The organism is Enterobacter quasihormaechei (genome assembly GCF_004331385.1).
Classification (GTDB): Bacteria; Pseudomonadota; Gammaproteobacteria; order Enterobacterales; family Enterobacteriaceae; genus Enterobacter; species Enterobacter quasihormaechei.
This window is the reverse complement of record NZ_SJON01000013.1, coordinates 92,424-117,856: the sequence shown is the minus strand read 5'-3', so window position 1 is coordinate 117,856 and position 25,433 is coordinate 92,424. Positions and strand designations below refer to the sequence as shown.

Annotated in this window: 19 protein-coding genes, 1 pseudogene and 1 riboswitch; of the genes and pseudogenes, 7 read left to right on the top strand and 13 right to left on the bottom strand. The window is 57.0% G+C overall.

The window, feature by feature from the left end; all coding sequences use genetic code 11:
• Window positions 1–234 precede the first annotated feature (234 nt).
• Together murI and btuB are read right to left on the bottom strand one after the other, a co-directional pair.
• Entirely contained in the window at window positions 235–1,086 is an 852-nt protein-coding gene (gene murI / locus E0L16_RS16465) for a glutamate racemase (RefSeq protein ID WP_032608099.1), read from the bottom strand.
• Entirely contained in the window at window positions 1,031–2,881 is a 1,851-nt protein-coding gene (btuB, locus tag E0L16_RS16460; RefSeq protein ID WP_131637423.1) for a TonB-dependent vitamin B12 receptor BtuB, read from the bottom strand. The genes murI and btuB overlap by 56 nt, the downstream gene beginning before the upstream one ends.
• A gap of 66 nt (window positions 2,882–2,947) precedes the next feature.
• Window positions 2,948–3,122, bottom strand: a riboswitch (cobalamin riboswitch).
• 104 nt (window positions 3,123–3,226) lie between these two features.
• Here btuB and trmA point away from each other — a divergent pair.
• Window positions 3,227–4,327 (top strand): tRNA (uridine(54)-C5)-methyltransferase TrmA, encoded by a 1,101-nt coding sequence (gene trmA, locus E0L16_RS16455; RefSeq protein ID WP_063865469.1) that lies wholly within the window; start codon window positions 3,227–3,229, stop codon window positions 4,325–4,327.
• A gap of 90 nt (window positions 4,328–4,417) precedes the next feature.
• On the opposite strand, the gene E0L16_RS16450 is transcribed toward trmA, so the two are convergent.
• Both E0L16_RS16450 and fabR read right to left on the bottom strand, forming a co-directional pair.
• Window positions 4,418–4,777: a YijD family membrane protein gene (locus E0L16_RS16450; protein WP_006808647.1), complete on the bottom strand. Its 360-nt coding sequence runs from the start codon at window positions 4,775–4,777 to the stop codon at window positions 4,418–4,420.
• Between the two features lie 9 nt (window positions 4,778–4,786).
• A complete protein-coding gene (gene fabR, locus E0L16_RS16445; RefSeq protein ID WP_003862059.1) occupies window positions 4,787–5,425 on the bottom strand; it encodes an HTH-type transcriptional repressor FabR in 639 nt (212 codons plus the stop codon).
• Between the two features lie 196 nt (window positions 5,426–5,621).
• Here fabR and sthA point away from each other — a divergent pair, with 196 nt between their 5' ends.
• Window positions 5,622–7,022 (top strand): Si-specific NAD(P)(+) transhydrogenase, encoded by a 1,401-nt coding sequence (gene sthA / locus E0L16_RS16440; RefSeq protein WP_003862057.1) that lies wholly within the window; start codon window positions 5,622–5,624, stop codon window positions 7,020–7,022.
• Here the strand turns inward: sthA and oxyR are convergent.
• From oxyR to argC, 4 genes are all read right to left on the bottom strand, one after another.
• The gene (gene oxyR / locus E0L16_RS16435; RefSeq protein WP_003862055.1) at window positions 7,005–7,922 is read right to left on the bottom strand and encodes a DNA-binding transcriptional regulator OxyR; all 918 of its coding nucleotides are present in this window, start codon (window positions 7,920–7,922) and stop codon (window positions 7,005–7,007) included. The genes sthA and oxyR overlap by 18 nt on opposite strands.
• Window positions 7,923–8,216: 294 nt before the next feature.
• Entirely contained in the window at window positions 8,217–9,590 is a 1,374-nt protein-coding gene (argH, locus tag E0L16_RS16430) for an argininosuccinate lyase (protein ID WP_131637422.1), read from the bottom strand.
• Window positions 9,591–9,695: 105 nt separating this feature from the next.
• Window positions 9,696–10,472 (bottom strand): acetylglutamate kinase, encoded by a 777-nt coding sequence (gene argB / locus E0L16_RS16420; RefSeq protein ID WP_102750811.1) that lies wholly within the window; start codon window positions 10,470–10,472, stop codon window positions 9,696–9,698.
• 6 nt (window positions 10,473–10,478) lie between these two features.
• The gene (gene argC, locus E0L16_RS16415; RefSeq protein ID WP_131637420.1) at window positions 10,479–11,483 is read right to left on the bottom strand and encodes an N-acetyl-gamma-glutamyl-phosphate reductase; all 1,005 of its coding nucleotides are present in this window, start codon (window positions 11,481–11,483) and stop codon (window positions 10,479–10,481) included.
• A gap of 88 nt (window positions 11,484–11,571) precedes the next feature.
• Between argC and argE the strand changes: the two genes are divergently transcribed.
• The 4 genes and pseudogenes from argE to gldA all read left to right on the top strand — a co-directional run bounded on the left by argE (window position 11,572) and on the right by gldA (window position 16,912).
• Window positions 11,572–12,723: an acetylornithine deacetylase gene (gene argE / locus E0L16_RS16410; RefSeq protein ID WP_023295619.1), complete on the top strand. Its 1,152-nt coding sequence runs from the start codon at window positions 11,572–11,574 to the stop codon at window positions 12,721–12,723.
• Window positions 12,724–12,969: 246 nt separating this feature from the next.
• Window positions 12,970–15,621, top strand: a complete 2,652-nt coding sequence (gene ppc, locus E0L16_RS16405; protein WP_107534213.1) for a phosphoenolpyruvate carboxylase — start codon at window positions 12,970–12,972, stop codon at window positions 15,619–15,621.
• Between the two features lie 67 nt (window positions 15,622–15,688).
• Window positions 15,689–15,796 (top strand): annotated as a pseudogene (locus E0L16_RS22245) (fructose-bisphosphate aldolase); the annotation flags it as partial.
• A gap of 12 nt (window positions 15,797–15,808) precedes the next feature.
• Window positions 15,809–16,912: a bifunctional L-1,2-propanediol dehydrogenase/glycerol dehydrogenase gene (gldA, locus tag E0L16_RS16395; protein WP_131637418.1), complete on the top strand. Its 1,104-nt coding sequence runs from the start codon at window positions 15,809–15,811 to the stop codon at window positions 16,910–16,912.
• Between the two features lie 91 nt (window positions 16,913–17,003).
• Here gldA and katG read toward each other — a convergent pair whose 3' ends face one another.
• The 4 genes from katG to metB form a co-directional block, all read right to left on the bottom strand.
• Window positions 17,004–19,184 carry a catalase/peroxidase HPI gene (gene katG, locus E0L16_RS16390; protein WP_131637416.1) on the bottom strand — a complete coding sequence of 727 codons (2,181 nt, stop codon included), beginning with the start codon at window positions 19,182–19,184 and terminating at the stop codon, window positions 17,004–17,006.
• 144 nt (window positions 19,185–19,328) lie between these two features.
• Window positions 19,329–20,219 (bottom strand): methylenetetrahydrofolate reductase, encoded by an 891-nt coding sequence (gene metF, locus E0L16_RS16385; protein ID WP_131637414.1) that lies wholly within the window; start codon window positions 20,217–20,219, stop codon window positions 19,329–19,331.
• A 226-nt stretch (window positions 20,220–20,445) separates the two neighbouring features.
• Window positions 20,446–22,878, bottom strand: coding sequence for a bifunctional aspartate kinase/homoserine dehydrogenase II (locus tag E0L16_RS16380; protein WP_102750816.1), 2,433 nt, complete (start codon window positions 22,876–22,878; stop codon window positions 20,446–20,448).
• Between the two features lie 2 nt (window positions 22,879–22,880).
• On the bottom strand, window positions 22,881–24,041 hold the full coding sequence (gene metB, locus E0L16_RS16375; RefSeq protein WP_063449724.1) for a cystathionine gamma-synthase: 1,161 nt from the start codon (window positions 24,039–24,041) through the stop codon (window positions 22,881–22,883).
• Window positions 24,042–24,318: 277 nt separating this feature from the next.
• Here metB and metJ point away from each other — a divergent pair, with 277 nt between their 5' ends.
• Window positions 24,319–24,636, top strand: a complete 318-nt coding sequence (gene metJ / locus E0L16_RS16370; RefSeq protein ID WP_015966498.1) for a met regulon transcriptional regulator MetJ — start codon at window positions 24,319–24,321, stop codon at window positions 24,634–24,636.
• 42 nt (window positions 24,637–24,678) lie between these two features.
• On the opposite strand, the gene E0L16_RS16365 is transcribed toward metJ, so the two are convergent.
• The gene (locus tag E0L16_RS16365) at window positions 24,679–25,359 is read right to left on the bottom strand and encodes an oligogalacturonate-specific porin KdgM family protein (RefSeq protein ID WP_063865462.1); all 681 of its coding nucleotides are present in this window, start codon (window positions 25,357–25,359) and stop codon (window positions 24,679–24,681) included.
• Window positions 25,360–25,433: the final 74 nt, after the last annotated feature.

Below are 25,433 nucleotides of genomic sequence, written 5' to 3'. Positions count from 1 at the left end.
AACGCGGCTTTCAGCTCACCGTTGCGAGGTCCCGTATAATACGTTTTCCTCATTCAGAGTCAAGCAATTATTTTTACTTTTCTCTGTTGGCGTTCATCTCTGAACCCCGCTGTCCCGGCGGCCTGTAAGCCGTTGTTCCGTGTCAGTGGAGGCGCATTATAGGGAGTTCTCAGACGTTGACAACCCCTCTTTGAAAAAAAACGTTCAACCGTCTCTTTTTTGCTCAAAACCGTGCTACAGCGCCAGTTTTTCGAGCGTTTCGAAGCCGTAACGCTGTAAAACGGGTAAAAGTTGTTCAGTTTCTTTTGTTATCGCCATACAGAAAGCGATGTTCGCTTCCGCTGATTTCGCATCCGGCGCCTCGTGTTCCAGCAGCCAGGCCGTCCGACGCGCAATCGCCGCACCGGAATCCACCAGCCGGGTTCCTTCAGGCAGGACCTTTAATAGCTCTTCCTGTAACAACGGGAAATGGGTACATCCAAGAACAACCGTATCCGGGGGTTCCTGCATCCGCAGCCATGGACGCAGAATGCGGCGCAACTCTTCAAGCGAGACCGTCTCGCCGTGCAGCTTCGCTTCCGCCATTTCCACCAGCTCCGCGGAACCGAGCATGGCGATCTGGCATTCATTGGCAAAGCGCTCAATAAGCTCGCGCGTATAAGGACGTTTTACCGTACCGCGCGTCGCCAGCAAACCCACGATGCCGTTCGCCGTCAGACGCGCAGCAGGTTTAATTGCCGGCACAACGCCCACAACCGGGAACGGGAATTTTTCGCGCAGGGCAGGAAGAGAGACCGTGCTTGCCGTATTGCAGGCAATCACCGCCAGCGCCAGGGGGTAGCGCTTTTGAACCGCGGTAACGATTTCAACCACGCGCTCAACGATAAAGTCTTCACTCTTTTCCCCATACGGGAACGCGACGTTATCGAAGGCGTAGATGTAATGGAGATCCGGCAGGAGCTGCCGAATCTCATCATAGACTGAAAGCCCACCGACGCCGGAATCAAACACCAGCACGGTGGGACGCGGATCAGAAGGTGTAGCTGCCAGACAAGGTGTATTCCCGTCCTGCAGTTTCGTAGCCATAAACTGTCTCGTAATCTTTATCGAACAGGTTGGCTATTTTACCACGAACTGTGAGATGAGAGGTGACAGGATATGAAACCGCGACATCCCACAGGCTGACGCCGCCCATTTTTACGCGTTCTGTTGCATAGGTATTGGGATCAACGGCAACGTCATAGCGGGTGCCCAGATAACGGTACGCCAGATTCCAGTCGAGGTCCCACACCTGCCAGTCAAGCTGATACTTAACCTGCTGCTTTGAGCGACGCGCCAGGACTTTGTTGGTTTTCGCATTGCGCGGGTCAACGTAGTCATAGGAAATTTGGTGCCCTACCGGTCCGGTATCGAACTGCGCCGTCGCCTCAATCCCTTTGATGCGAGCCTTATCCACGTTGTAATAACGGTAAGTCCGCGGGTCGCTGTTAATCAGGTTATCAATATCATTACGATAACCCGTCACGCGCCAGTTTACCGGCCCCGTCAGGCCTTCAAAACCACCTTCCCACTGCTTACTCTCTTCTGGCTTCAGGTCCGGATTGCCGTAATCCTTACTGTGGATCTGGCTCATGGTCGGCGCTTTATACGCTGTGCCGTAAGAACCGATGATGCGATACCCGTCGATGAACTCCCACGCGGCGCTGGTCTGCCAGGTGGCATGATTGCCAAAGTTAGAGTTGTCGTCATTACGCGCCGCCGCTTCCAGCGTCACGCTGTTGAACTGCTGCATCGCTGAAAGGAACACGCCGGTGTTACGCTGTTCGTAACCTTTATCCAGATAGCCCGTTCCCGCCTGGGTTTTCTGCTTCTGCCAGTCCAGACCCGCGCCGATATTGCCGTGTCCCACTTCAACCGTATTCAGCCACTGGGTGGTGTACTGCTTCACGTCATCCATGGTTGCGGAGTCAGCGTAGCGGCCTTTTTTCGGATCATAGTTCTGGTCTTTGCTGCGGCCATAGCCTGCCACCAGCTGTGACTGAAAGATACCCTGGTTGTAACGCAACCCGGTGTCCCAGTTCTGGCTGTAGACCTGACGCGTGTCCGGACGCCCGTCAATGCCGGTCGCGCCATAGTGATCGTAACCGTCGTACGCGGAGCGGTTATCGTAGCCAAAGCCACGGAAGAACCCGCTGACGCTGTCGGTAAACTGCTGTTCCACCGAGCCAAACAGAGATTTACTCATAAAACCATCGCGGTCTGGCTGGCGCGGGGCATCTTTTGCGGCAATATCAAAACCACGGGTATAGGTGTAATCCCCGGCCATGGTGATTTTCGTTTTATCGAACACCTGCTGGAAGGCACCGTTATAGTTTTGATACCCCTTTGAACCAACGCCCGCCGAAATTTCCGCGCCCGGCTTATCGCGCCCGGTAATGATGTTAATCACGCCGCCAATCGCGTCGGAGCCGTACAGCGCCGAACGCGGGCCGCGAATGTACTCAATACGCTGAATCAGCGAGGTCGGGATCTGGCTTAAGTCGGGAACGTTGCTGATCCCGGCATTGTTCAGGGGGATGCCATCAATCAGCACCAGAACATGACGGGATTCCGTACCGCGAATAAACGTAGAAGAGGTCGACCCCATCCCACCGCTTTGTGCGATGTCCACGCCCGGCAGGCGTGACATGATTTCCACAACGCTCGTTGCCTGCCAGCGTTCAATATCCTCACGCGTCACGACGGATGTCGGAGCCAGAACAGTTTTTGCCGGTTGTTCGAAACGGTTTGCTGTCACCACCAACGAGTCAGCGCTTTCCTGCGCCCAGCCCGAAAATGCCGTGACGGAAAACGCCGTCAACAGCGATACTTTTTTAATCATTGTTAAAGCATCCATAATATAAGAAGGATGCCGCAGGCCTCATCGATAGCACGCGATGATGAAACCAAATGCGACGTGGTCCCGGCAGGTCTTCGGGCTGGGTGGCGTTTATGGATGAAGACTTCCCGTTTTCACAGTGTCTGTAACTCTCATCCCGCCAGTCTTTACCGCTGCGCGTCAGCTCCAGATTTGCACTGGATTCCCTTTTCACTCTCAGGAGACCGGAAACAGAATGCTACAATTAGACACGTATAGATGTCCAGATAGCTATTAGCCATTAAATCTGGACATCCCCTGCACAATCCCTACAATCCCCGCGTAATTCTTTCTCACTCAGGATGCATCATGACCCCAGAACACCTCCCGACAGAACAGTACGACGCACAGCTGGCAGAAAAAGTTGTCCGCCTGCAAAGTATGATGACGCCATTCAACGCGCCCGTTCCTGAGGTGTTTCGTTCTCCGGTCAGCCACTACCGTATGCGCGCCGAGTTTCGCATCTGGCACGATGGCGATGACCTGTACCACATCATTTTCGATCAGCAGACGAAATCCCGCATTCGCGTAGACAGTTTTCCGGCGGCAAGTGAACTGATAAACCAGCTGATGACGCTGATGATTGACGGCGTGCGCAACAATCCAGTGCTGCGCAACAAGCTGTTCCAGATAGACTACCTGACCACCCAAAGCAATCAGGCCATTGTCTCTCTGCTCTATCACAAAGCGCTGACCGACGAGTGGCGCGAGCAGGCCGAAGCCCTGCGCGATGCGCTGCGCGCGCAGAACATCAACGTGCACCTGATTGGCCGCGCGACCAAAACCAAAATCATGCTGGATCAGGATTACGTCGATGAGCGTCTGCCGGTAGCGGGTAAAGAGATGGTTTACCGTCAGGTGGAGAACAGCTTCACCCAGCCGAACGCCGCCATGAACGTGCAGATGCTGGAGTGGGCGCTGAACGCGACGGAAGGGTCGACGGGCGATCTGCTGGAACTGTACTGCGGTAACGGTAACTTCTCGCTGGCGCTGGCGCGTAACTTCGATCGCGTGCTGGCGACGGAAATTGCCAAACCGTCGGTGGCGGCCGCGCAGTACAACATCGCCGCTAACCACATCGATAACGTACAAATCATTCGTATGGCGGCAGAAGAGTTCACCCAGGCGATGAATGGCGTACGTGAGTTTAACCGCCTGCAAGGCATTGATTTGAAGAGCTACCAGTGCGAGACGATTTTTGTCGATCCGCCACGCAGCGGGCTGGATAGCGAAACCGAGAAGATGGTGCAGGCGTACCCGCGTATTTTGTACATCTCCTGTAACCCGGAGACGCTTTGCAAGAATCTGGAAACATTGAGCCAGACGCACAAGGTTGAACGTCTGGCGCTGTTCGATCAGTTCCCGTATACGCACCATATGGAGTGCGGCGTACTGCTTACTGCAAAGTGATGTGAATCTTGTAGGGCAGGTAAGCGAAGCGCCACCTGCCAAAAAAGCCGGATGGCGCTTCGCTTATCCGGCCTACAATGACAAAACCCTTTACTCTGGCAACTGGCTCTTGCGGCTACGCATACGAGAGCCAATCCAGAACACCAGCGCCACGGACAGTACCGCAGGCAGGAAGTTAGAGCCAATATCCGGGTATTCCGCACGCACCACGGTGCTGTACAACAGCACACCCAGGATAAAACTGGCTGCGGCCAGCCCCGGTAACCCGACAGGCATGGTGCGGTTCAGATAACGTTGATGCAGGCAGTACACCGTCAGCACCAGCGCGATAATCGGGAAAATCGAGAACGGTACAATTGAGCTGAAAACCGCCGCAAACGTACCATTAATGGATAAGCCAGCGATCAATGCCAGCAACAGCGTTCCTTTATCCTGACCTGACTGTTTCATTACTCACCTTCACTCATCGTTTTGATGTGCCAACTTCTCTTGTTCACGGCGATACCAGTAGTACGCACCTTTAGAAATCATCCGCAGCTGCAATACCAGTCGCTCTTCGAGTTGCTTACGTTGTTCAATGCTGACGTCCAGCGCTTCGGCACCCGCGCTGAACACAATCGTCACCATCGCCTCAGCCTGTGCTTCGGTAAACGCACGCGGCATATGGTTTTCGAGTTCCAGATAGTCGGCAAGTTCCGCGATGAAATGCTGAATTTCACGCGCGACGGCGGCACGAAACGCGGCTGACGTCCCGGAACGCTCACGCAACAGCAGGCGAAACGCGTTAGGGTTATTGCCGATAAATTCCATAAATGTCGATACGGAGGTGCGGATCACGCTGCCGCCTTTGGCGATACGCTGACGCGCCTGACGCATAAGCTGGCGCAGCATTAAACCGCTCTCGTCGACCATGGTCAGGCCCAGTTCATCCACATCACGGAAATGACGATAGAAGGACGTTGGCGCAATCCCGGCCTCGCGCGCCACTTCACGCAGGCTCAAACTGGCAAAACTCCGCTCAGCACTCAGTTGACTGAATGCGGCTTCCACCAGCGAACGCCGGGTTTTCTCTTTTTGTTGTGCTCTTACGCCCATCACGATAGTTGAATCCTTCCAAAGGCCCGTTGGCACTATACCAGAGAATAAAATTAATCTGTTTACCTGGCTTTGTGAATGATTGTTTACGCGCGGTTTGTGCCCCACTGCCCGAAAAAAGCACAACGATAATTGGGTTACCCAGGCAATGATGTTATGATTCTGTTGCTTTTATGTATAAGAATAGGTAAGCCTTGCCATGCCACATTCCTACGATTACGACGCAATAGTTATTGGTTCCGGCCCCGGCGGCGAAGGTGCTGCTATGGGTCTGGTAAAACAGGGAGCCAGAGTAGCGGTGATTGAGCGCTACCATAATGTTGGCGGCGGTTGCACCCACTGGGGCACCATCCCTTCGAAAGCCCTCCGCCACGCCGTTAGCCGCATTATCGAATTTAACCAGAACCCTCTTTACAGCGACCACTCCCGACTTCTTCGTTCCTCCTTTGCCGATATCCTGAATCACGCAGACACGGTCATTAACCAGCAGACGCGCATGCGTCAGGGTTTTTATGAGCGCAACCACTGTGAAATTCTGCAAGGCAACGCCCATTTTGTGGATGAACACACCCTGGCGCTGGAATGCCACGATGGTTCGGTTGAGACGCTCACCGCTGAAAAATTTGTGATCGCCTGCGGTTCCCGTCCGTACCATCCGGCAGACGTGGACTTCTCGCACCCGCGCATTTACGACAGCGACTCCATCCTCAGCCTGCATCACGAGCCACGCCATGTGATCATCTATGGTGCGGGGGTGATTGGCTGTGAATATGCCTCGATCTTCCGCGGAATGGAGGTCAAAGTTGACCTGATTAACACCCGTGACCGCCTGCTGGCGTTCCTCGATCAGGAGATGTCGGACTCTCTCTCCTACCACTTCTGGAACAGCGGCGTGGTGATTCGCCACAACGAAGAGTACGAAAAGATTGAGGGCTGCGACGACGGTGTGATCATGCACCTGAAGTCAGGTAAGAAGCTGAAGGCAGACTGCCTGCTGTACGCCAACGGCCGTACCGGCAACACGGATTCATTGCAGCTGGAGAATATCGGGCTCGAAACCGACAGCCGCGGTCAGCTGAAGGTCAACAGCATGTATCAGACCGCGCTGCCGCACGTATACGCGGTGGGCGACGTGATTGGTTACCCAAGCCTGGCCTCCGCTGCGTACGATCAGGGCCGCATCGCCGCACAGGCCCTGGTGAAAGGTGAAGCGACGGCGCATCTGATCGAAGATATCCCGACGGGTATCTACACCATTCCGGAAATCAGTTCTGTCGGGAAAACCGAGCAGCAGCTGACGGCCATGAAGGTGCCTTACGAGGTGGGTCGTGCCCAGTTTAAACATCTGGCGCGGGCGCAAATCGTGGGGATGAGCGTGGGTACGCTGAAGATCCTGTTCCATCGCGAGACGAAAGAGATCCTCGGTATTCACTGCTTCGGTGAACGCGCGGCGGAAATCATTCACATCGGCCAGGCGATCATGGAGCAAAAAGGTGGTGGCAACACCATTGAGTACTTCGTTAACACCACCTTTAACTACCCGACCATGGCGGAAGCCTATCGGGTAGCCGCGCTGAACGGCTTAAACCGCCTGTTTTAACGCGCTGTCGAAATGGCCATCCATCGCACCGCGGATGGCCTCTGCCAGCTGCTCATAGCGGCTGCGCAGCGGTGAACCCGGACGATAAACCAGACCAATGGTGCGACGCGGCTCCGGCTTGATGCACGGCAGATAGACCACGCCATCGCGTTTACGCTCGTGCGGCACCGCCAGCGCCGGCAGCAGCGTAATACCGCTTCCCGCCGCCACCATATTACGCAGCGTTTCCAGACTGGTTGCGCGGAAATGGGTATCTTCGTCAGCGCCCGCTTCGAAGCAGAAGCCCATCGCCTGATCGCGCAGGCAGTGGCCGTCTTCCAGCATCAACAGCTTTTCCCCGGCCAGATCGGCCATCGGCACGCGATCGCGGTTCGCCCATGGGTGATCTTCATAGATCGCCAGCATCATCGGTTCGTCGAACAGCGGGACTTCAATAAACGCTTCACTCTCTTTGACCAGCGCCAGAATCGCACAGTCGAGCTTGCCGCTGTCCAGCTGCGCCAGCAGCTGATGGGTTTGCGCTTCGTGCAGGTACATTTCGAGTTTCGGGAACGTCTGGTGCAGCATTGGAATGATTTGCGGCAACAGGTACGGGCCAACGGTTGGGATCAGGCCAATATGCAGCGGGCCGGACATCGCCTCCCCCTGCTGGCTTGCCATTTCCTTGAGCACTTTGACCTCGCGCAGCACGGTGCGCGCCTGATCCACCAGCAGCAGACCTGCCTGGGTGAACAGTACCTTACGACTGGTGCGCTCCAGCAGCATTACGCCCAGCTCATCTTCCAGCTTGCGGATCTGTCCGCTCAGGGTAGGCTGGCTGACATGGCAGGAATCTGCCGCGCGGCGAAAATGGCGGTGCTCGGCTAACGCTACCAGGTATTCAAGATCACGAATATTCATTATTCATCCTCCGTCGCCACGATAGTTCATGGCGATAGATAGCATAGCAATGAACGATTATCCCTATCAAGCATTCTGTTGAATAATACGCCACATAGACGAGGCGGCCGTGTTTGACCCTTGACGTCCCCGCACCGTCAGCGAGTTTCTCTCAAAACTCGAAAAACTAAAGCCAACGTGAACTTTTGCGGACCCCGTGGTCCGCTTTTTTTTTGCAAAAAAAAGCCCAACTCAGGGCTGGGCTGGGGTTTTGTAGGTCGGGTCAGGCGAAGCCGCCACCCGACGTTTCAGGCATCAAATCAGGCGGTTTTTCGCATCCGCAATCGCCTGCGCCACCTGCTTCGGCGATACGCCGCCTTTCGCTGCACGCTTATCCAGGCAGGATTGCAGAGCCAGAATCGGATAGACGTCATCCCCGATTACCGCGCTGAATTTTTGCAGGTCGGCCAGCGCCAGCGCTTCAAGGGCTTTACCCTGACGAATCGCTTCCACTACCGCTTCGCCCACAATATGGTGCGCCTCGCGGAACGGTACGCCTTTCGCCACCAGGTAGTCCGCCAGCTCGGTGGAGTTAGCATAGCCCTGCTGCGCCGCTTCCTGACAGCGCGGACGTTTCACCTGAATGCCGTCCAGCACCAGCGCGCCCATGTGCAGGCAGTCCAGCCAGGTGTCGAGCGCGTCGAACAGCCCTTCTTTGTCTTCCTGCATATCTTTGTTATACGCCAGCGGCAGCCCTTTCAGGGTCATCATCATGCCGGTGAGCGCGCCCTGCACGCGACCGCACTTGCCGCGGATCAGCTCCAGCGCGTCCGGGTTTTTCTTCTGCGGCATCAGTGATGAGCCTGAGGTCACACGGTCGGACAGCTCCACGAAGCCCGCTTCGCCAGAGTTAAAGAAGATCAGGTCTTCGGCAAAGCGCGACAGGTGCACCATCCCGATAGACGCATTCGACAGCAGCTCCAGCACGTGGTCACGGTCAGAGACGCTGTCCAGGCTGTTGCGGGTGGCGGAAGCAAAGCCCAGCCAGCCTGCCAGCTGTTCGCGGTCGATTTCATATGCGGTACCGGCCAGCGCGCCGCTGCCCAGCGGGCTCACGTCCAGACGCGTTAGGGTATCCTGCAACCGGCTTTCATCACGCGCCAGCATCTCAACGTAGGCCAGACACCAGTGCGCGAACGTCACCGGCTGCGCGCGTTGCAGGTGGGTATAACCCGGCATCACCGCGTCCTGGTTGTTCTGCGCGGTTTCCACCAGCGCGCCCTGCAACTGACGATTTGCCGCCAGCAGTTCGCCTATGGTCTCTTTGCACCACAGCTTCAGGTCGGTCGCAACCTGGTCATTACGGCTACGGCCGGTATGCAGTTTTTTACCCAGCTGGCCGACTTTGTCGATGAGTTTACCTTCCACCCAGCTGTGAATATCTTCAGCATCGCTCTGGAGGATTTGCTGAGGATCCAGACGCACCTCTTCCAGCAGGTTGTTCAGCGCCTCTTCCAGCTGCTGCTGTTCGTCTGAGGTCAGCACGCCAACGGTCACCAGCGCTTTGGACCAGGCCACAGAGCCGACGATATCCTGTTCGGCCAGGCGGTAGTCGAAGCGCAAAGAGTCATTGAACTGTTTGAACCGCTGATCCGCTGCCTGTGTAAAACGCCCACCCCAAAGTGCCATAACGAATTTCCTTAATGATGATATTTTTGCCCGGTGGCGCTGCGCTTACCGGGCCTACAAAATTCACGTAGGCCGGATAAGCGAAGCGCCATCCGGCACAGAATCTTAAGCCAGAATACGCGTACCAATCGGCGTGCCGTTAAACAGCGCCGGAAGCTGCTCCGCGTGGCGCCAGGAGGCGATATCCACCGGGCGACCCAGCGTGCGCGCCGCATCCAGCGCCGCATTCACCTTAACGATCATGCCGTCGGTAATAATGCCCTGATCGATCAGCTGCTCGGCTTTTGCGGCGGTCATTTCCGCAATACGCTGGCCTTTGCCGTCCAGAATGCCGCTCACGTCGGAGAGCAGGATCAGGTCAGCGCCCAGCGTGGCCGCCAGGGCGGTTGCCGCCTGGTCCGCGTTGACGTTCATCAGCTCGCCCGCTTCGGTCACGCCGATAGAGCTCACCACCGGCAGAAAACCGCCTTCCAGCAGGGTGTTAATCAGCTTAGGCGAACCTGGCTGCGCCAGTCCAACATGGCCGAGCGCTTCGTCAAGCTGGGTCACTTTTACGCTGTCACCGTCGCCCAGGTAGAGGCCAACGGAGGCGATATGGTGTTTCTTCGCCCATGCCAGCAGCGTTTTGTTCGCCGTGCCCGCCAGCGCGCCGGTAATGATGTCAATCTGGTCAGCAGGGGTGACGCGCAGGCCATTTTTCTTTTTCACCGGCAGATTCAGCCCTTTCATCAGCTCATCCACCACGCAGCCGCCGCCGTGCACAATCACCAGCGGACGCTGGTGCGATTCGCGATAGTTCACCAGCGCGGTAAACAGGCGCTCCAGCGCTTCTTCGCTGTCCAGCAGTACACCACCGAGTTTGATAATTAATGGGTTCATCATCACACCTTAAATAAGAGCCTGCGTTTCAGGGAAGCCGAAACGAATATTTGCACACTGCATTGCCTGTGCGGCAGCGCCTTTGAGTAAGTTATCTTCTGCGGCGACCACAATCAGATGCTCGCCCTGTACGGCAAAGCCGATATCGCAGAACGGCAGGCCAACCACGTTTTTCAATGCCGGCACGCCTTTGTCGTACAGACGCACCAGCGGTTTATCCGCGTATGCCTGCGTGAAGGCCTCGCTCACCTGCGCCTGGGTCACGCCCGGCTTCAGGCGGCAGGTAATAGTTTCGAGGATCCCGCGCGGGAAGCTGCCGAGGTGCGGGGTGAAGATCACCTCCGCGCCCAGATGCGTGGTGATTTCAGGGTGATGACGGTGATTGAACACGCCATACGGCTGAAGGCTCACTTCGCAGAAGCTGTTGGAGATAGCGGCCTTGCGCCCTGCTCCGCTCACGCCGCTGGTGGCGTTGATCACCGGCCACTGGTGCAGATCCAGCAGACCGGCGTCGATCAATGGCTTCAGCGAGAGCTGCGCCGCCGTCGGGTAGCAGCCCGGCACGGCAATCAGGTTCGCTTCTTTCAGTTTATCGGCGCTCCACTCCGCCAGGCCGTAGACCGCTTTTTCAAGCAGATCCGGATGCTGATGGGTGAAACCGTAATATTTTTCGTAGAACGCGCTGTCGTTTACGCGAAACGCGCCGGAGAGGTCAAAGACCACGCAGCCGGCCGCTAAAAATTGCGGTGCCAGGTCGTGGCTGACTTCATGCGCCGTGGCTAAAAACACCACATCAACGCCATCGGTGAACTCGCTGATGTCGGACATCGGCTGCAACGGCAGATCGACAATGCCTTTAAGCTGCGGATGCAAATCAGAAATTAACTTTCCGGCATCATTGCTTTGCGCTGACACGGTCAAAGCGGTTATGGTCATATGAGGGTGGCGATTTACGTAGCTTACAAGCTCTGCGCCCGCATAACCGCTAGCGCCTACAATCAGCGTATTCAACATCGGGTTCCTTTATGCTCAACGTTAATGTATTTTTATTCACATTTATTGCATGAATATTGATACTATCACGACCTAAGGTGTGTCAACAATGAAAATGAACTTACCGCCATTTATCGAGATTTACCGCGCCCTGATTGCCACACCCTCCATCAGCGCGACGGAAGAAGCGCTGGATCAGAGCAATGAGTCTTTAATCAATCTGCTGGCGGGTTGGTTTAGCGATCTTGGGTTTAACGTTGAGGTTCAGCCCGTCCCCGGAACACGCCACAAATTTAACCTGCTCGCCAGTACCGGAACCGGTGCGGGTGGCCTGCTGCTGGCCGGACATACCGACACCGTGCCGTTTGACGATGGCCGCTGGACGCGGGATCCGTTCACGCTGACCGAACACGACAACAAGCTCTACGGTCTCGGCACGGCGGACATGAAAGGCTTCTTCGCCTTTATCCTCGACGCGCTGCGTGACGTGGACGTGACAACCCTGAAAAAGCCGCTCTACATTCTGGCGACCGCCGATGAAGAGACCAGCATGGCGGGTGCACGTTATTTCTCTGAAAACACGTCGATTCGCCCGGACTGCGCGATCATCGGCGAGCCCACGTCTCTGCAACCGATTCGTGCGCACAAAGGGCATATTTCTACCGCGGTGCGCGTGCTGGGCCAGTCCGGCCACTCCAGCGATCCGGCGCGCGGCGTGAACGCCATTGAGCTGATGCACGACGCCATTGGCCGCATCATGACCCTGCGCGACGATTTGAAAGAGCGTTATCACTACGAGGCGTTTACCGTGCCTTATCCAACGCTGAACCTCGGTAGCCTGCACGGCGGCGATGCGTCCAACCGTATCTGCGCCTGCTGCGAACTGCATATGGATATTCGTCCGCTGCCGGGCATGACGCTGAGCGATCTGGATGGCCTGCTGAACGAAGCGCTGGCTCCGGTAAGCGAGCGCTGGCCGGGACGCCTGACGGTCTCTGAACTGCATCCGCCGATTCCAGGATACGAATGCCCGCCAGACCATCAGCTGGTTCAGGTCGTGGAAAAACTGCTCGGCGAGAAAACCGACGTGGTGAACTACTGCACCGAAGCGCCGTTTATACAGACCCTGTGCCCGACGCTGGTTCTTGGTCCTGGCTCCATTAACCAGGCCCATCAGCCGGATGAATATCTGGAAACCCGCTTCATCAAGCCCACCCGCGAACTGATTACCCAAGTTGTGCATCACTTCTGTTGGCACTAATGACGCTTCCCCTCTCCCTGGAGAGGGGAAAATCCCGCGATCTCCGTCACATTCCCATAAGCATCTCTTATCTGACGCGAAGCGAATTAAATTTCGTAAATTGCCCGCATTTATTCGTTTGCTGAACCGTTTTCGCAGCAATTGACGACGGGGGTTTTACGTGGCTTTATAAAGGGAGATGACAAAATAATGTCCAGAAGATTTTCGCCTGGGCATAAACAAAAATGATGGGGTGACTGGGTTTTTATGAACGAACAATATTCCGCGTTGCGTAGTAATGTCAGCATGCTCGGCAAAGTGCTTGGAGATACCATCAAAGACGCATTAGGGGAGAACATCCTCGACCGCGTTGAAACCATCCGCAAGCTATCCAAATCTTCCCGCGCCGGTAACGAGGCCAATCGTCAGGAGCTGCTCACCACCTTGCAGAACCTTTCTAACGATGAGCTGCTGCCCGTTGCCCGCGCCTTTAGCCAGTTCCTGAACCTGGCAAACACCGCTGAGCAATATCACAGCATTTCGCCAAAAGGCGAAGCGGCCAGCAACCCGGAAGTCATTGCCCGCACCCTTCGTAAACTCAAAGACCAGCCCGACCTCAACGAAGCGACCATCAAAAACGCGGTGGAATCCCTTTCGCTGGAGCTGGTTCTGACCGCTCACCCAACCGAAATCACCCGTCGTACGCTGATCCACAAAATGGTGGAAGTGAACAACTGCCTGAAGCAGCTGGATAACAAAGACATTGCCGACTACGAACGTAACCAGCTGATGCGCCGTCTGCGCCAGCTGATTGCCCAGTCCTGGCACACCGATGAAATTCGTAAGCATCGCCCAAGCCCGGTCGACGAAGCCAAATGGGGCTTTGCGGTGGTGGAAAACAGCCTGTGGGAAGGGGTGCCTAACTACCTGCGCGAGCTGAACGAACAGCTGGAAGAGAACCTGGGCTATCGCCTGCCGGTAGATTTTGTGCCGGTTCGCTTTACCTCCTGGATGGGCGGCGACCGCGACGGCAACCCGAACGTGACGGCGGAAATCACCCGTCACGTCCTGCTGCTGAGCCGCTGGAAAGCGACCGACCTGTTCCTGAAAGATATTCAGGTGTTGATCTCCGAGCTGTCGATGGTAGAAGCGACGCCGGAACTGCGTGCGCTGGCCGGTGAAGAAGGTGCCAGTGAGCCGTACCGTTTCCTGATGAAAAAACTGCGCGGTCAGCTGCTTGCAACTCAGGCCTGGCTGGAAGCGCGCCTGAAAGGCCAGCGCCTGCCAAAGCCAGAAGGTCTGCTGAGCCAGAACGAACAGCTCTGGGAACCGCTGTATGCCTGTTATAAATCGCTCCAGGCCTGCGGAATGGGCATCATTGCGAATGGCGAACTGCTCGATACCCTGCGTCGCGTGAAGTGTTTCGGCGTACCGCTGGTGCGTATCGACGTCCGTCAGGAAAGTACCCGCCATACCGAAGCGCTGGGCGAACTGACCCGCTATCTCGGCATCGGCGACTATGAAAGCTGGTCAGAAGCCGACAAGCAGGCGTTCCTGATCCGCGAGCTGAACTCCAAGCGCCCTCTGCTGCCGCGCAACTGGGAGCCAAGCAATGATACCCGCGAAGTGCTCAACACCTGTAAAGCGATCGTGGATGCGCCGAAAGGATCGGTGGCAGCCTATGTGATCTCCATGGCGAAAACCCCGTCCGACGTGCTGGGCGTTCACCTTCTGCTGAAAGAAGCGGGCATCGACTACGCTCTGCCTGTCGCGCCGCTGTTTGAGACCCTCGACGACCTGAACAACGCCAACGACGTGATGACCCAGCTGCTTAACATCGACTGGTATCGCGGCTTTATTCAGGGCAAACAGATGGTGATGATTGGCTATTCCGACTCCGCGAAAGATGCGGGCGTGATGGCCGCTTCCTGGGCGCAGTATCAGGCGCAGGACGCGTTAATTAAAACCTGCGAGAAAGCCGGTATTGAGCTGACCCTGTTCCACGGACGCGGCGGCTCCATTGGCCGTGGCGGTGCGCCTGCCCACGCAGCGCTGCTCTCTCAACCGCCGGGAAGCCTGAAAGGCGGCCTGCGCGTGACCGAGCAGGGCGAGATGATCCGCTTCAAATACGGTCTGCCGGAAGTGACCATCAGCAGCCTGTCGCTCTATACCAGTGCGATCCTGGAAGCGAACCTGCTGCCGCCGCCGGAGCCAAAAGAGTCCTGGTGCCGCATCATGGACGAGCTGTCAGACATCTCCTGCGACCTGTACCGCGGCTACGTGCGTGAAAACAAAGACTTCGTGCCTTACTTCCGTTCAGCAACGCCTGAGCAGGAGCTGGGTAAACTGCCGCTGGGTTCGCGTCCGGCCAAGCGTCGCCCGACCGGCGGCGTCGAGTCCCTGCGCGCCATTCCGTGGATCTTCGCCTGGACGCAAAACCGCTTAATGCTGCCCGCCTGGCTGGGCGCCGGTGCGGCGCTGCAAAAAGTGGTGGAAGATGGTAAGCAGAGCGAGCTGGAAACCATGTGCCGCGACTGGCCGTTCTTCTCCACTCGCCTGGGCATGCTGGAGATGGTCTTCTCGAAAGCCGACCTGTGGCTGGCGGAATACTACGATCAGCGCCTGGTGAAACCAGAGCTGTGGACGCTGGGTAAAGAGCTGCGCGAGCTGCTGGAAGGCGACATCAAGGTGGTGCTGGATATCGCCAACGATTCCCACCTGATGGAAGACCTGCCGTGGATCGCCGAATCAATCCAGTTGCGTAACATCTACACCGACCCGCTGAACGTTTTACAGGCTGAACTGCTGCACCGTTCCCGCCTGGCGGAAGAGGAAGGTAAAGAGCCGGATCCGCGCGTTGAACAGGCGCTGATGGTGACGATTGCCGGCGTTGCGGCGGGTATGCGTAACACCGGTTAATGCTTAATGCCCGGCAGCGCTAAGCCTGCCGGGCACATCTCGATCTTCCCTCTTCCCTACCGCCCGTAAGGCAATCACGCTTCCCTTAGACATAGCGCAACAAATGTCCGGCACGCCGGGAGTAGAGTCACTCTCAGAGCCGTTCGAACAGGACAGGATTTACCTCAAACACTAAGGGAGTAATGTTATGGACCGTATTATTCAATCCCCGGGAAAATACATCCAGGGTGCTGATGTGCTTACCCGTCTCGGCGACTATCTGAAGCCGCTGGCAGCCCGTTGGCTGGTGGTGGGCGATAAGTTTGTGCTGGGTTTTGCTGAAGAAACCCTGCGCCAGAGCTTCAGACAAGCCGATCTCCACGCCGAAGTTGCGCCGTTTGGCGGCGAATGTTCGCAAAATGAAATCGATCGTCTGAAAAAACTGGCCGACAGCGCCGACTGTCTGGCAGTGCTGGGTATCGGCGGCGGTAAAACGCTGGATACTGCCAAAGCGCTTGCGCACTTTATGAACGTTCCGGTTGCCGTTGCCCCGACCATCGCCTCCACCGATGCGCCGTGCAGCGCCCTGTCCGTGATTTACACCGACAGCGGTGAGTTCGAGCGTTATCTGATGCTGCCGCACAACCCGAACATGGTGATTGTCGACACCAAAGTGGTGGCGGGTGCACCAGCTCGCCTGCTCGCCGCCGGGATTGGCGACGCGCTGGCAACCTGGTTTGAAGCGCGCGCCTGCTCGCGCAGCGGCGCCACGACCATGGCGGGCGGCAAGTGCACGCAGGCGGCGCTAGCGCTGGCAGAGCTGTGCTACAACACGCTGGTTGAAGAGGGTGAGAAAGCGATGCTGGCGGCAGAGCAGCACGTGGTGACGCCCGCGCTGGAACGCATTATTGAAGCCAACACCTATCTCAGCGGCGTGGGTTTTGAAAGCGGCGGTCTGGCGGCGGCGCACGCCATTCACAACGGCATGACGGCGGTACCGGATGCACATCATTTCTACCACGGTGAAAAGGTCGCGTTCGGCACGCTGACGCAGCTGGTTCTGGAGAACGCGCCGGTTGAAGAAATAGAGACCGTCGCCGCGCTTTGCCACAGCGTAGGGCTGCCGATCACCCTGGCGCAGCTAAACATCAAAGAGGATATCCCGGCCAAAATGCGGCTGATCGCGGAAGCGTCCTGTGCCGAAGGGGAAACCATCCATAACATGCCTGGCGGCGTAACGGCGGATCAGGTGTATGCGGCGCTGCTGGTTGCGGACCAGTACGGACAGCGATTCTTGCAGGAGTGGGAGTAATAAAAAAGCCGGGTGGCGGCTACGCCTTACCCGGCCTACAAATTAAAGTGCCATGTAGGCCGGGTAAGCGCAGCGCCACCCGGCACAAGAGTTACTTCACGTCAAAGCGGTCCAAATCCATCACTCGCGCCCACGCGGCAACGAAATCACGAACGAACTTTTCGTGCGCATCGCTGCTGGCGTAAACCTCGGCCAGCGCGCGCAGGACGGCGTTTGAACCGAAGACCAGGTCAGCGCGGGTGGCGGTGTATTTCACCTCGCCGCTGGCGCGATCGCTCCCGGCAAACAGTTCGTTTGAGTCGTCGGTCGCTTTCCACTGGGTGTTCATATCCAGCAGGTTCACGAAGAAATCGTTGCTCAGCACGCCCTCGCGGTTAGTGAACACGCCATTCTTGCTGCCGTCGAAGTTTGCACCCAGTACGCGCAGGCCGCCGATCAGCACCGTCAGCTCCGGCGCGGTCAGGGTCAGCTGCTGGGCTTTGTCGATCAGCAGCGACTCGGTGGTAGACACATCCACCTGTGCGCGATAGTTACGGAAACCGTCGGCAATCGGCTCGAGCAGGTTAAACATCTCGATATCCGTCTGGTCCTGACGCGCGTCCACGCGGCCCGGGGTGAACGGCACATTGACGTAAACGCCTGCCGCTTTCGCTGCCTGCTCAACGCCCACCACACCCGCCAGCACGATGATATCCGCAAGTGACGCTTTGTTGGTGGTGCGCTGGATCGCTTCCAGCGCCGGCAGCGCGCGAACCGCCGCGGCGTTAACGTCCCAGTCGCGCTGAGGCGCCAGCGCCAGACGTGCACCGTTGGCGCCGCCACGCTTGTCGCCGCCGCGGAAGGTGGATGCCGACGCCCAGGCCACGGAAACCAGCTCGCTCACGGAGAGTCCCGAGGCCGCGATTTCCGCTTTCAGGCTTTCGATATCTTCCTGCGTTGGATGGAACACCGGCTGAGGCAGTGGATCCTGCCAAATCAGATCTTCCTTCGGCACTTCCGGACCAATGTGCCGCGCTTTTGGCCCCATATCGCGGTGGGTCAGCTTGAACCACGCGCGCGCAAAGGCTTCATTGAAGGCCTGCGGATCGTTCAGGAAGCGACGGGAAATTTTCTCGAATTCCGGGTCAAAGCGCAGCGTCAGGTCGGTGACCAGCATGGTTGGCTTGCGTTTTTTCGACGGGTCGAACGGGTCAGGCATGATCTCTGGCGCATCCACGGCTTCAAACTGAATCGCGCCCGCCGGGCTGCGGGTCTGCACCCATTCGTACTTGAACAGGTTCTCGAAGAAGTAGTTGCTCCACTGGGTCGGGGTTTGCGACCAGATAACTTCCAGACCGGAGGTAATGGCGTCAGCGCCAATTCCGGTGCCGTGGGTGCTGGTCCAGCCTAAGCCCTGCGCTTCAATCGGCGACGCTTCCGGGTCGGTGCCCACGTGCGTGGCTTCCCCTGCGCCGTGCGTTTTACCGAGCGTATGGCCGCCAGCAATCAGCGCGACGGTCTCTTCGTCGTTCATGCCCATGTTGCCAAAGGTGGCGCGGATTGCCGCCGCCGCGGACAACGGTTCACCGCTGGCGTTTGGCCCTTCCGGGTTAACGTAAATCAGGCCCATTTCAGTGGCCGCCAGCGGGCGCTTCGCCAGCGCTTCCGGGTCACGGTGGGTCAGCCAGGCTTTTTCATCGCCCCAGTTCACGTCCAGATCCGGTTCCCAGACGTCTTCACGCCCGGCACCAAAACCAAAGGTGCGGAAGCCGGAGTTCTCCAGCGCCACGTTACCCGCGAGGATAAACAGATCGGCCCAGGAGATTTTTTGTCCGTATTTTTGCTTGATTGGCCACAGCAGGCGGCGCGCCTTGTCCAGGCTGACGTTATCCGGCCAGGAGTTCAGGGGCGCGAAGCGCTGCTGACCGCGACCTGCGCCACCGCGACCATCAACGGAGCGATAGGTGCCCGCGCCGTGCCAGGCCATACGGATAAACAGGCCCGCATAGCTGCCCCAGTCGGCAGGCCACCACGGCTGAGAATCGGTTAACAGGGCCTTGAGGTCGCCCTTAAGGGCAGAATAGTCGAGCTTGCTGAATTCTTTGCGGTAATCGAAGTCTTCACCCAGTGGGTTTGAACGGCTGGAGTGTTGATTAAGTAGATCGATGCGGAGTTGTTTAGGCCACCACTCTTTGCTGCTGGTACCTGCACCCGCGCTATGATCGACGCCGCCCTGATGGAACGGACATTTGCCGGCGGATGCCGCGTTATTGGTCTCGTCTGACATGCTCATCGCTATGCTCCCTTTACAGTGTTACCGTTACGATATACACCACTAGCGATAAGAGATAGTTGAATTAATCCACAGATTCGATAGTTAATACCTTTTAACTATCGGTTCGATTAAAAATCCCTCATTTTTGTGAGGGATTTTGCTTTACAGCGCAGGACGAACGCCCAGCGTGTGGCAAATGGCGTAACTCATTTCCGCGCGGTTCAGCGTGTAGAAGTGAAAATCCTTCACCCCTTCGCGGCTCAAGATCTTCACCATGTCCATGGCGATATTGGCGCCCACCAGCTTGCGGGTTTCCGGATCGTCGTCCAGCCCTTCGTACATTTTGGACATCCACAGCGGAATGCGAACGTTAGTCATATCGGCGAACTTCTTCGCCTGTTTGAAGTTCGAGACCGGCAAAATGCCCGGAATGATTTCAACATCAATACCCGCCGAGACGCAGCGGTCGCGAAAGCGCAGGTAGCTTTCCACGTCAAAGAAGAACTGAGTAATCGCGCGGTTGGCACCGGCCTCCACTTTACGCTTCAGGTTAAGCAGGTCTGCCTGGGCGCTTTTCGCTTCCGGGTGTACTTCAGGATACGCCGCAACGGAAATATCGAAGTCCGCCACCTCTTTCAGCAGCCCGACCAGATCGGCGGCAAACATCTCTGGCTTACCGCTGCCCGGCGGAAGGTCGCCGCGCAGGGCCACAATGTGGCGAATGCCATTATTCCAGTAGTCCTGAGCGATGGCGCGCAGCTCGTCGCCGGTGGCGTCGATACAGGTCAGGTGCGGCGCCGCTTCCAGGCCGGTTCGGTCTTTAATGCCCTTAATGATGCTGTGCGTGCGGTCACGCTCGCCGGAGTTGGCACCGTAGGTTACGGAAACAAACTTCGGTTTAAGACTGCTCAGGCGATCGATAGAGCTCCACAGGGTTTGCTCCATTTCACTGGTGCGCGGCGGGAAAAATTCAAAAGAGACGTTAATCTGGCCGTTAACTTCTGCCAGGCTCTGATTCAGGGCTTCCCGCTGGTTGGCGTGAAAAAAGCTCATACCTTACCTCTACCTTTCGCGTGTCGTTGTTTATTGTGCTGTGAACTTCTATACGTTTAGACGTCCAGATGTAAAAATGACGGAAAAGCGGAGTGGCGTCAACTGAAATAATCAACAATAACGGTGAGGATTGCTCAGGGAAGATGAGGGGCGTTCATGATGGGGGTGAGTGCGGTCTGCCGCCCTCACCCTAACCCTCTCCCACGGGGAGAGGGAACAAGCGAGATTACAGCAGCTTAGCCAGTCGGTTGATGTCAGACTGGATTGCCCCGGCGGTGACATCGCGTCCCGCGCCCGGGCCACGGATCACCAGCGGATTATCGCGGTACCAGCGGCTTTCAATGGCGAAGACGTTATCGCACGGCAGCAGAGCGGCCAGCGGATGCTCAGGACGCACCGCCTCCACGCCCACGCGCGCTTTACCGTTCGCCTCGAAGCGTGCCACGTAGCGCAGTACCAGGCCCATCTCGTTTGCCGCTTCCAGACGCTGCACCATCTGCTCGTTCAGCTCATCGCCGTTCTCGAAGAAGTGATCGACAGATCCTTCCTCGCAGCCCGCAGGCACCAGCGACTCAACGCGCACCTGACCCGGCTCAATGTCGTAGCCCGCTTCACGCGCCAGGATCACCAGCTTGCGCATCACGTCTTTACCGGCAAGGTCAACGCGCGGATCCGGCTCGGTTAAGCCCTGCTGCCACGCCTGATCCACCAGGTCGGTGAACGGAACGGTGCCATCAAACTGCAAAAACAGCCAGGATAGTGTGCCGGAGAAGATGCCGCTCAGCGCCAGAATGCTGTCGCCGCTTTCAATCAGATCACGCACGGTATGGTTAACCGGCAGACCTGCACCAACGGTGGCGTTGTAAAGCCAGTGACGGCCCGTTTTTTCGAACGCGTCGTGGATCTGGCGATATTTATCGGTACTGCTCGCTCCCGCCAGCTTGTTGGCGCTGATGACGTGGAAACCGTGGCTGGCGAAATCCAGATACTGATCGGCCAGCTGTTCGCTGGCGGTAACGTCCAGCACCACCAGATCGTCATACGGGTGCGCGCGCATCCACAGGAACAGCGACTCTTCATCCTGCTCAACGGCTTCATCGTTAAAGAAGGCCAGCGCCCGGCTGGCGTCCAGCCCTTCGTAGTTCAGCAGGCTGCGGCGGCTGTCCACCACGCCCGCAAGAATAAATTCAAACCCGGTACGCGCCGAAAGCGTCACCTGCTCACGAGCGAACAGCTCCAGCCAGCGGGAACCGATGTTGCCCTTACCAAACAGCACCAGGCCGATGCGTTTCTCCGCACGGAACAAAGAGGTGTGCAGACCCTGAATCAGACTTTCAGTTGGCCCTTTACGCAGCACGGCAACCAGGCTGATGCCCTCTTCCGACTGCCAGGTAAATTCAACCGGCTGGCCTTTCAGCTGCTGCCAGAAGCGGTGGCAGTGCAGCGGGTTACGGGTGACGCCCGCGCCCACCATCGCCACCAGCGCCAGCCCCTGACGCAGGCGAAGCTCGCCCGGCAGGCCCGCTTCATCAAGAATTTTTAATGCGCTGTCCACCACTTCGGCGGTATAGCAGAACTGCAACAGCTGACGGTCATTATGCACGCCAACGGCCAGCGGACGCACCTGCGCACGTTTCAGGATCGTGTCTATATCTTTATGCGCCAGCCTGAAGTCCTGGCCCGCAGGCACCTGGAACTCAATCAGGCAGATGTCATCGTGACTGGTGACAATGCGCGCCCCCGTGCCGGATGCCAGCACGCGCTCGATGCGGGTGGAACCCTGATCCGGCGTGTAGCTACAGCGTAGTTGCAGGTCAATGTCGCTGCCGGAAACCGGCTGTAGCGTGCGCGCATGCAGCACCGGGGCCGCCAGACGCGCCAGCTCGCTCGCTTCGTCGAGACGCAGCAGCGGCAGCAGGCAGGCGTCTTTTACTTTGCGCGGATCCGCGCTGTACACGCCCGCGACATCGCTCCAGATGGTGACGCGGGATACGCCCGCCAGGGCACCGATCTGCGTTGCCGAGTAGTCAGAGCCGTTACGGCCCAGCAGTACGGTTTCGCCCGCGTTGCTGCGGCTGATAAAGCCGGTGACGACAATACGTTTCCCGGGATGTTGCACCAGCAGCTGTTGCAGCAGCGGATAGGACAGCCCTTCGTCCACCTGCGGCTGTGCGGCGCGTTCCGCGCGCAGGAAATCACGCGCGTCGAGCCAGGCGGCGTCCACGCCAAGATGTTGCAGCACGGCGGCCATCAGGCGCGCGGACCACACTTCACCGTGACCCACCACTTCGGCATACACCGCATCGGTGATCCCGCTGTCCAGCAGGGCCGCCAGACGCTCAAGGTCGTGCGTGAAGGCGCTAATCAGCCCGTCCGCCACGTCCGCAGGCAGCAGGCCGGCAATCAGCTCGCTCTGGTAACGACGTAAAGACTGTTGCACCTGATGCGCAGAGAGGCGATCGGTCTGGCTCAGTTTCAGCCAGCTGATCAACTGGTTGGTGGTGCTGCCCGCCGCGGAGACAACCATCATGTCCCCCGGCTGTGAATACTCGGTCATGATCCCTGCGACACGCAGGTAACATTTCACATCAGCAAGACTACTACCACCAAACTTGTGCAGCTGACGACCCTTCGCCCCTGCCTGCGCTATCACACTCATGATTACCCCTTGGCTGCGACCCGGAAGCCATTTTCCAGGTCGGCAATTAAATCTTCAGAATCTTCAATACCGGTCGAGATACGCAGCAGCGTCTCGGAAATCCCGGCGGCGGCACGTGCTTCCGGTGCCATACCTGCGTGCGTCATGGTTGCGGCGTGGGAGATCAAGCTCTCAACTCCCCCTAAGGATTCCGCCAGCGTAAACAATGACAGCCCGCTCAGGAAGCGACGCAGCGTTTGCTCGTCACCATCCAGTTCAAAACTTAACATCGCGCCAAATCCCTTCTGCTGACGCGCGGCGATCTCGTGCCCCTGGTTTTCCGGCAGCGACGGGTGATAAAGCTTCTTCACCAGCGGCTGGGTTTGCAGGAAATCCACGATCGCCTGGGCATTGCGCTGCGCCACGTCCATACGCGGCGACAGCGTGCGGATGCCGCGCAACAGCAGGTAGCTGTCGAACGCGCCCGCGGTGACGCCGATATTATTGGCCCACCATGCCAGTTCCGTGACAACGTCGGGATCTTTTGCAATCACCACGCCCGCCACCACGTCAGAATGGCCGTTCAGATATTTAGTGCATGAATGCAACACCAGATCGGCACCCAGTGCCAGTGGGTTCTGAAGGGCCGGACTGAGGAACGTATTATCCACTACACTTATCGCTCCCGCATCCCTTGCGAGCTGACAAATTTTCGCAATGTCGACAACGCGCAACAATGGATTGCTTGGACTTTCCACCAGAACCAGCTTCGGCTGCTCGGCAAGCGCCTGTTTCAGCGCCTGTTCGTCGTTTTGATCGACAAACAGCACGCGATAGCAGCCACGCTTTGCCAGGCTGTCAAAAAGACGATAGCTGCCGCCGTAACAGTCGTGCGGTGCTACAAGCAGATCGCCAGGCTTCAGGAACACCGTGGTCACCAGGTGAATAGCAGACATGCCGGTATTGGTTAATACCGCACCCGCGCCGCCTTCCAGTTCCGCCAGCGCGCGCTGAGTGACGTCACGCGTAGGATTGCCGCGACGCGAGTAATCATGCGCGCGGGGTTCATTAAATCCGGTGAAATTGTAGGTACTGGAGAGATGAATCGGCGGGACAACGCAGCCGTACTGCTCGTCATCATTCAATCCGCTACGCACTGCGATGGTGGCCTGTTTACGCGTCATGGTGAGGGCTTCCTGGCGAATGAGGTGAAAAGTCAGGCACCAGAGTAAACATTGAAAGTATGGACGTCAATACATCTGGACATCTAAACTTCTTTGCGTATAGATTGAGCAATGCGCAAATAGCCGTTAAAATTATATGCTTTAGGACACGCTACAGCGGCAATATCCGTGCCTCGGTATCGTCTCTACGGTAAACTACGCAAGATTACGGTTCAAAACCCGTCAGTTACCGGTTTTGCGCCTTTAGATTAATGACTGAGAGGATTAAAGGTATCTCATGGCTGAATGGAGCGGCGAATATATCAGCCCATACGCTGAGCACGGTAAGAAGAGTGAGCAAGTCAAGAAAATTACGGTTTCCATTCCTCTGAAGGTGTTGAAGATCCTCACCGATGAACGCACGCGTCGTCAGGTGAACAACCTGCGTCACGCCACCAACAGCGAACTGCTGTGCGAAGCGTTCCTGCATGCGTTTACTGGTCAACCGTTGCCAAACGATGAAGATCTGCGCAAAGAGCGCAGTGACGAAATCCCGGAAGAGGCGAAGGTGATCATGCGTGAGCTGGGCATCGACCCGGAGACGTGGGAATACTAACTGCGGTGCGATCCCGCTGAGAGTACTCAGCGGGATGGTTTCTCAGAAGTTGTAGCCTAAGCCGACACGCAGACGCGTCTGTCGGTCGTCAGTGGTAGCGGTGTTGTAGCCGGAAGAGACATTACCCACTTCCACAAATGGCACCCACGAATCGATGTTATACGCCACGCGGAAGTTATATTCATAATCCTCTTTTTTGTTGTTATACAGATCTTCATTGTCGGCGAACTTATAAATTCCGTTCAGTTCGAACATCCAGTTGTCGATATTATATCCCAGCCACATTTCCGGGCGATATACCATACGATCATCTTTACCGTCTGCATTACGGCGAGTATATTCAGAACGATAACGGAACGCCGTCCACCAGCTTTCGTTAATATTATACTGCACGCGTAAATACGGTTTATAAATAGCCATATCGTCGCCCATTTCAACGGCGACACCCGGCTGCCAGATAAATCCCTGCCAGGTGAACTGATAGCTGGCAGTATATTCGTTGCTGTTGCTCTCCATATTAGTGAGCGCATCATTAGATTGCTTTTCATCGGAGCGTGAGACGGCCTCTACAGCTACCCCAAAGCCCGTACCAAAACGGTGTGACATGTACACACGATCATAGTTACGTCCATCATCGTAATACTCGTGTCGGTAATCCACATACCCCGCCTGCGCCGCGCACGATAGTAATGGAAGCACGAATAACAATTGCTTCAGCTTCATCCTTTTTCCCTCACGTAAATACACCCTGAAAGCCATCGCTGCTCAAATGGCAAATAAGAATATATGTCGAGCGC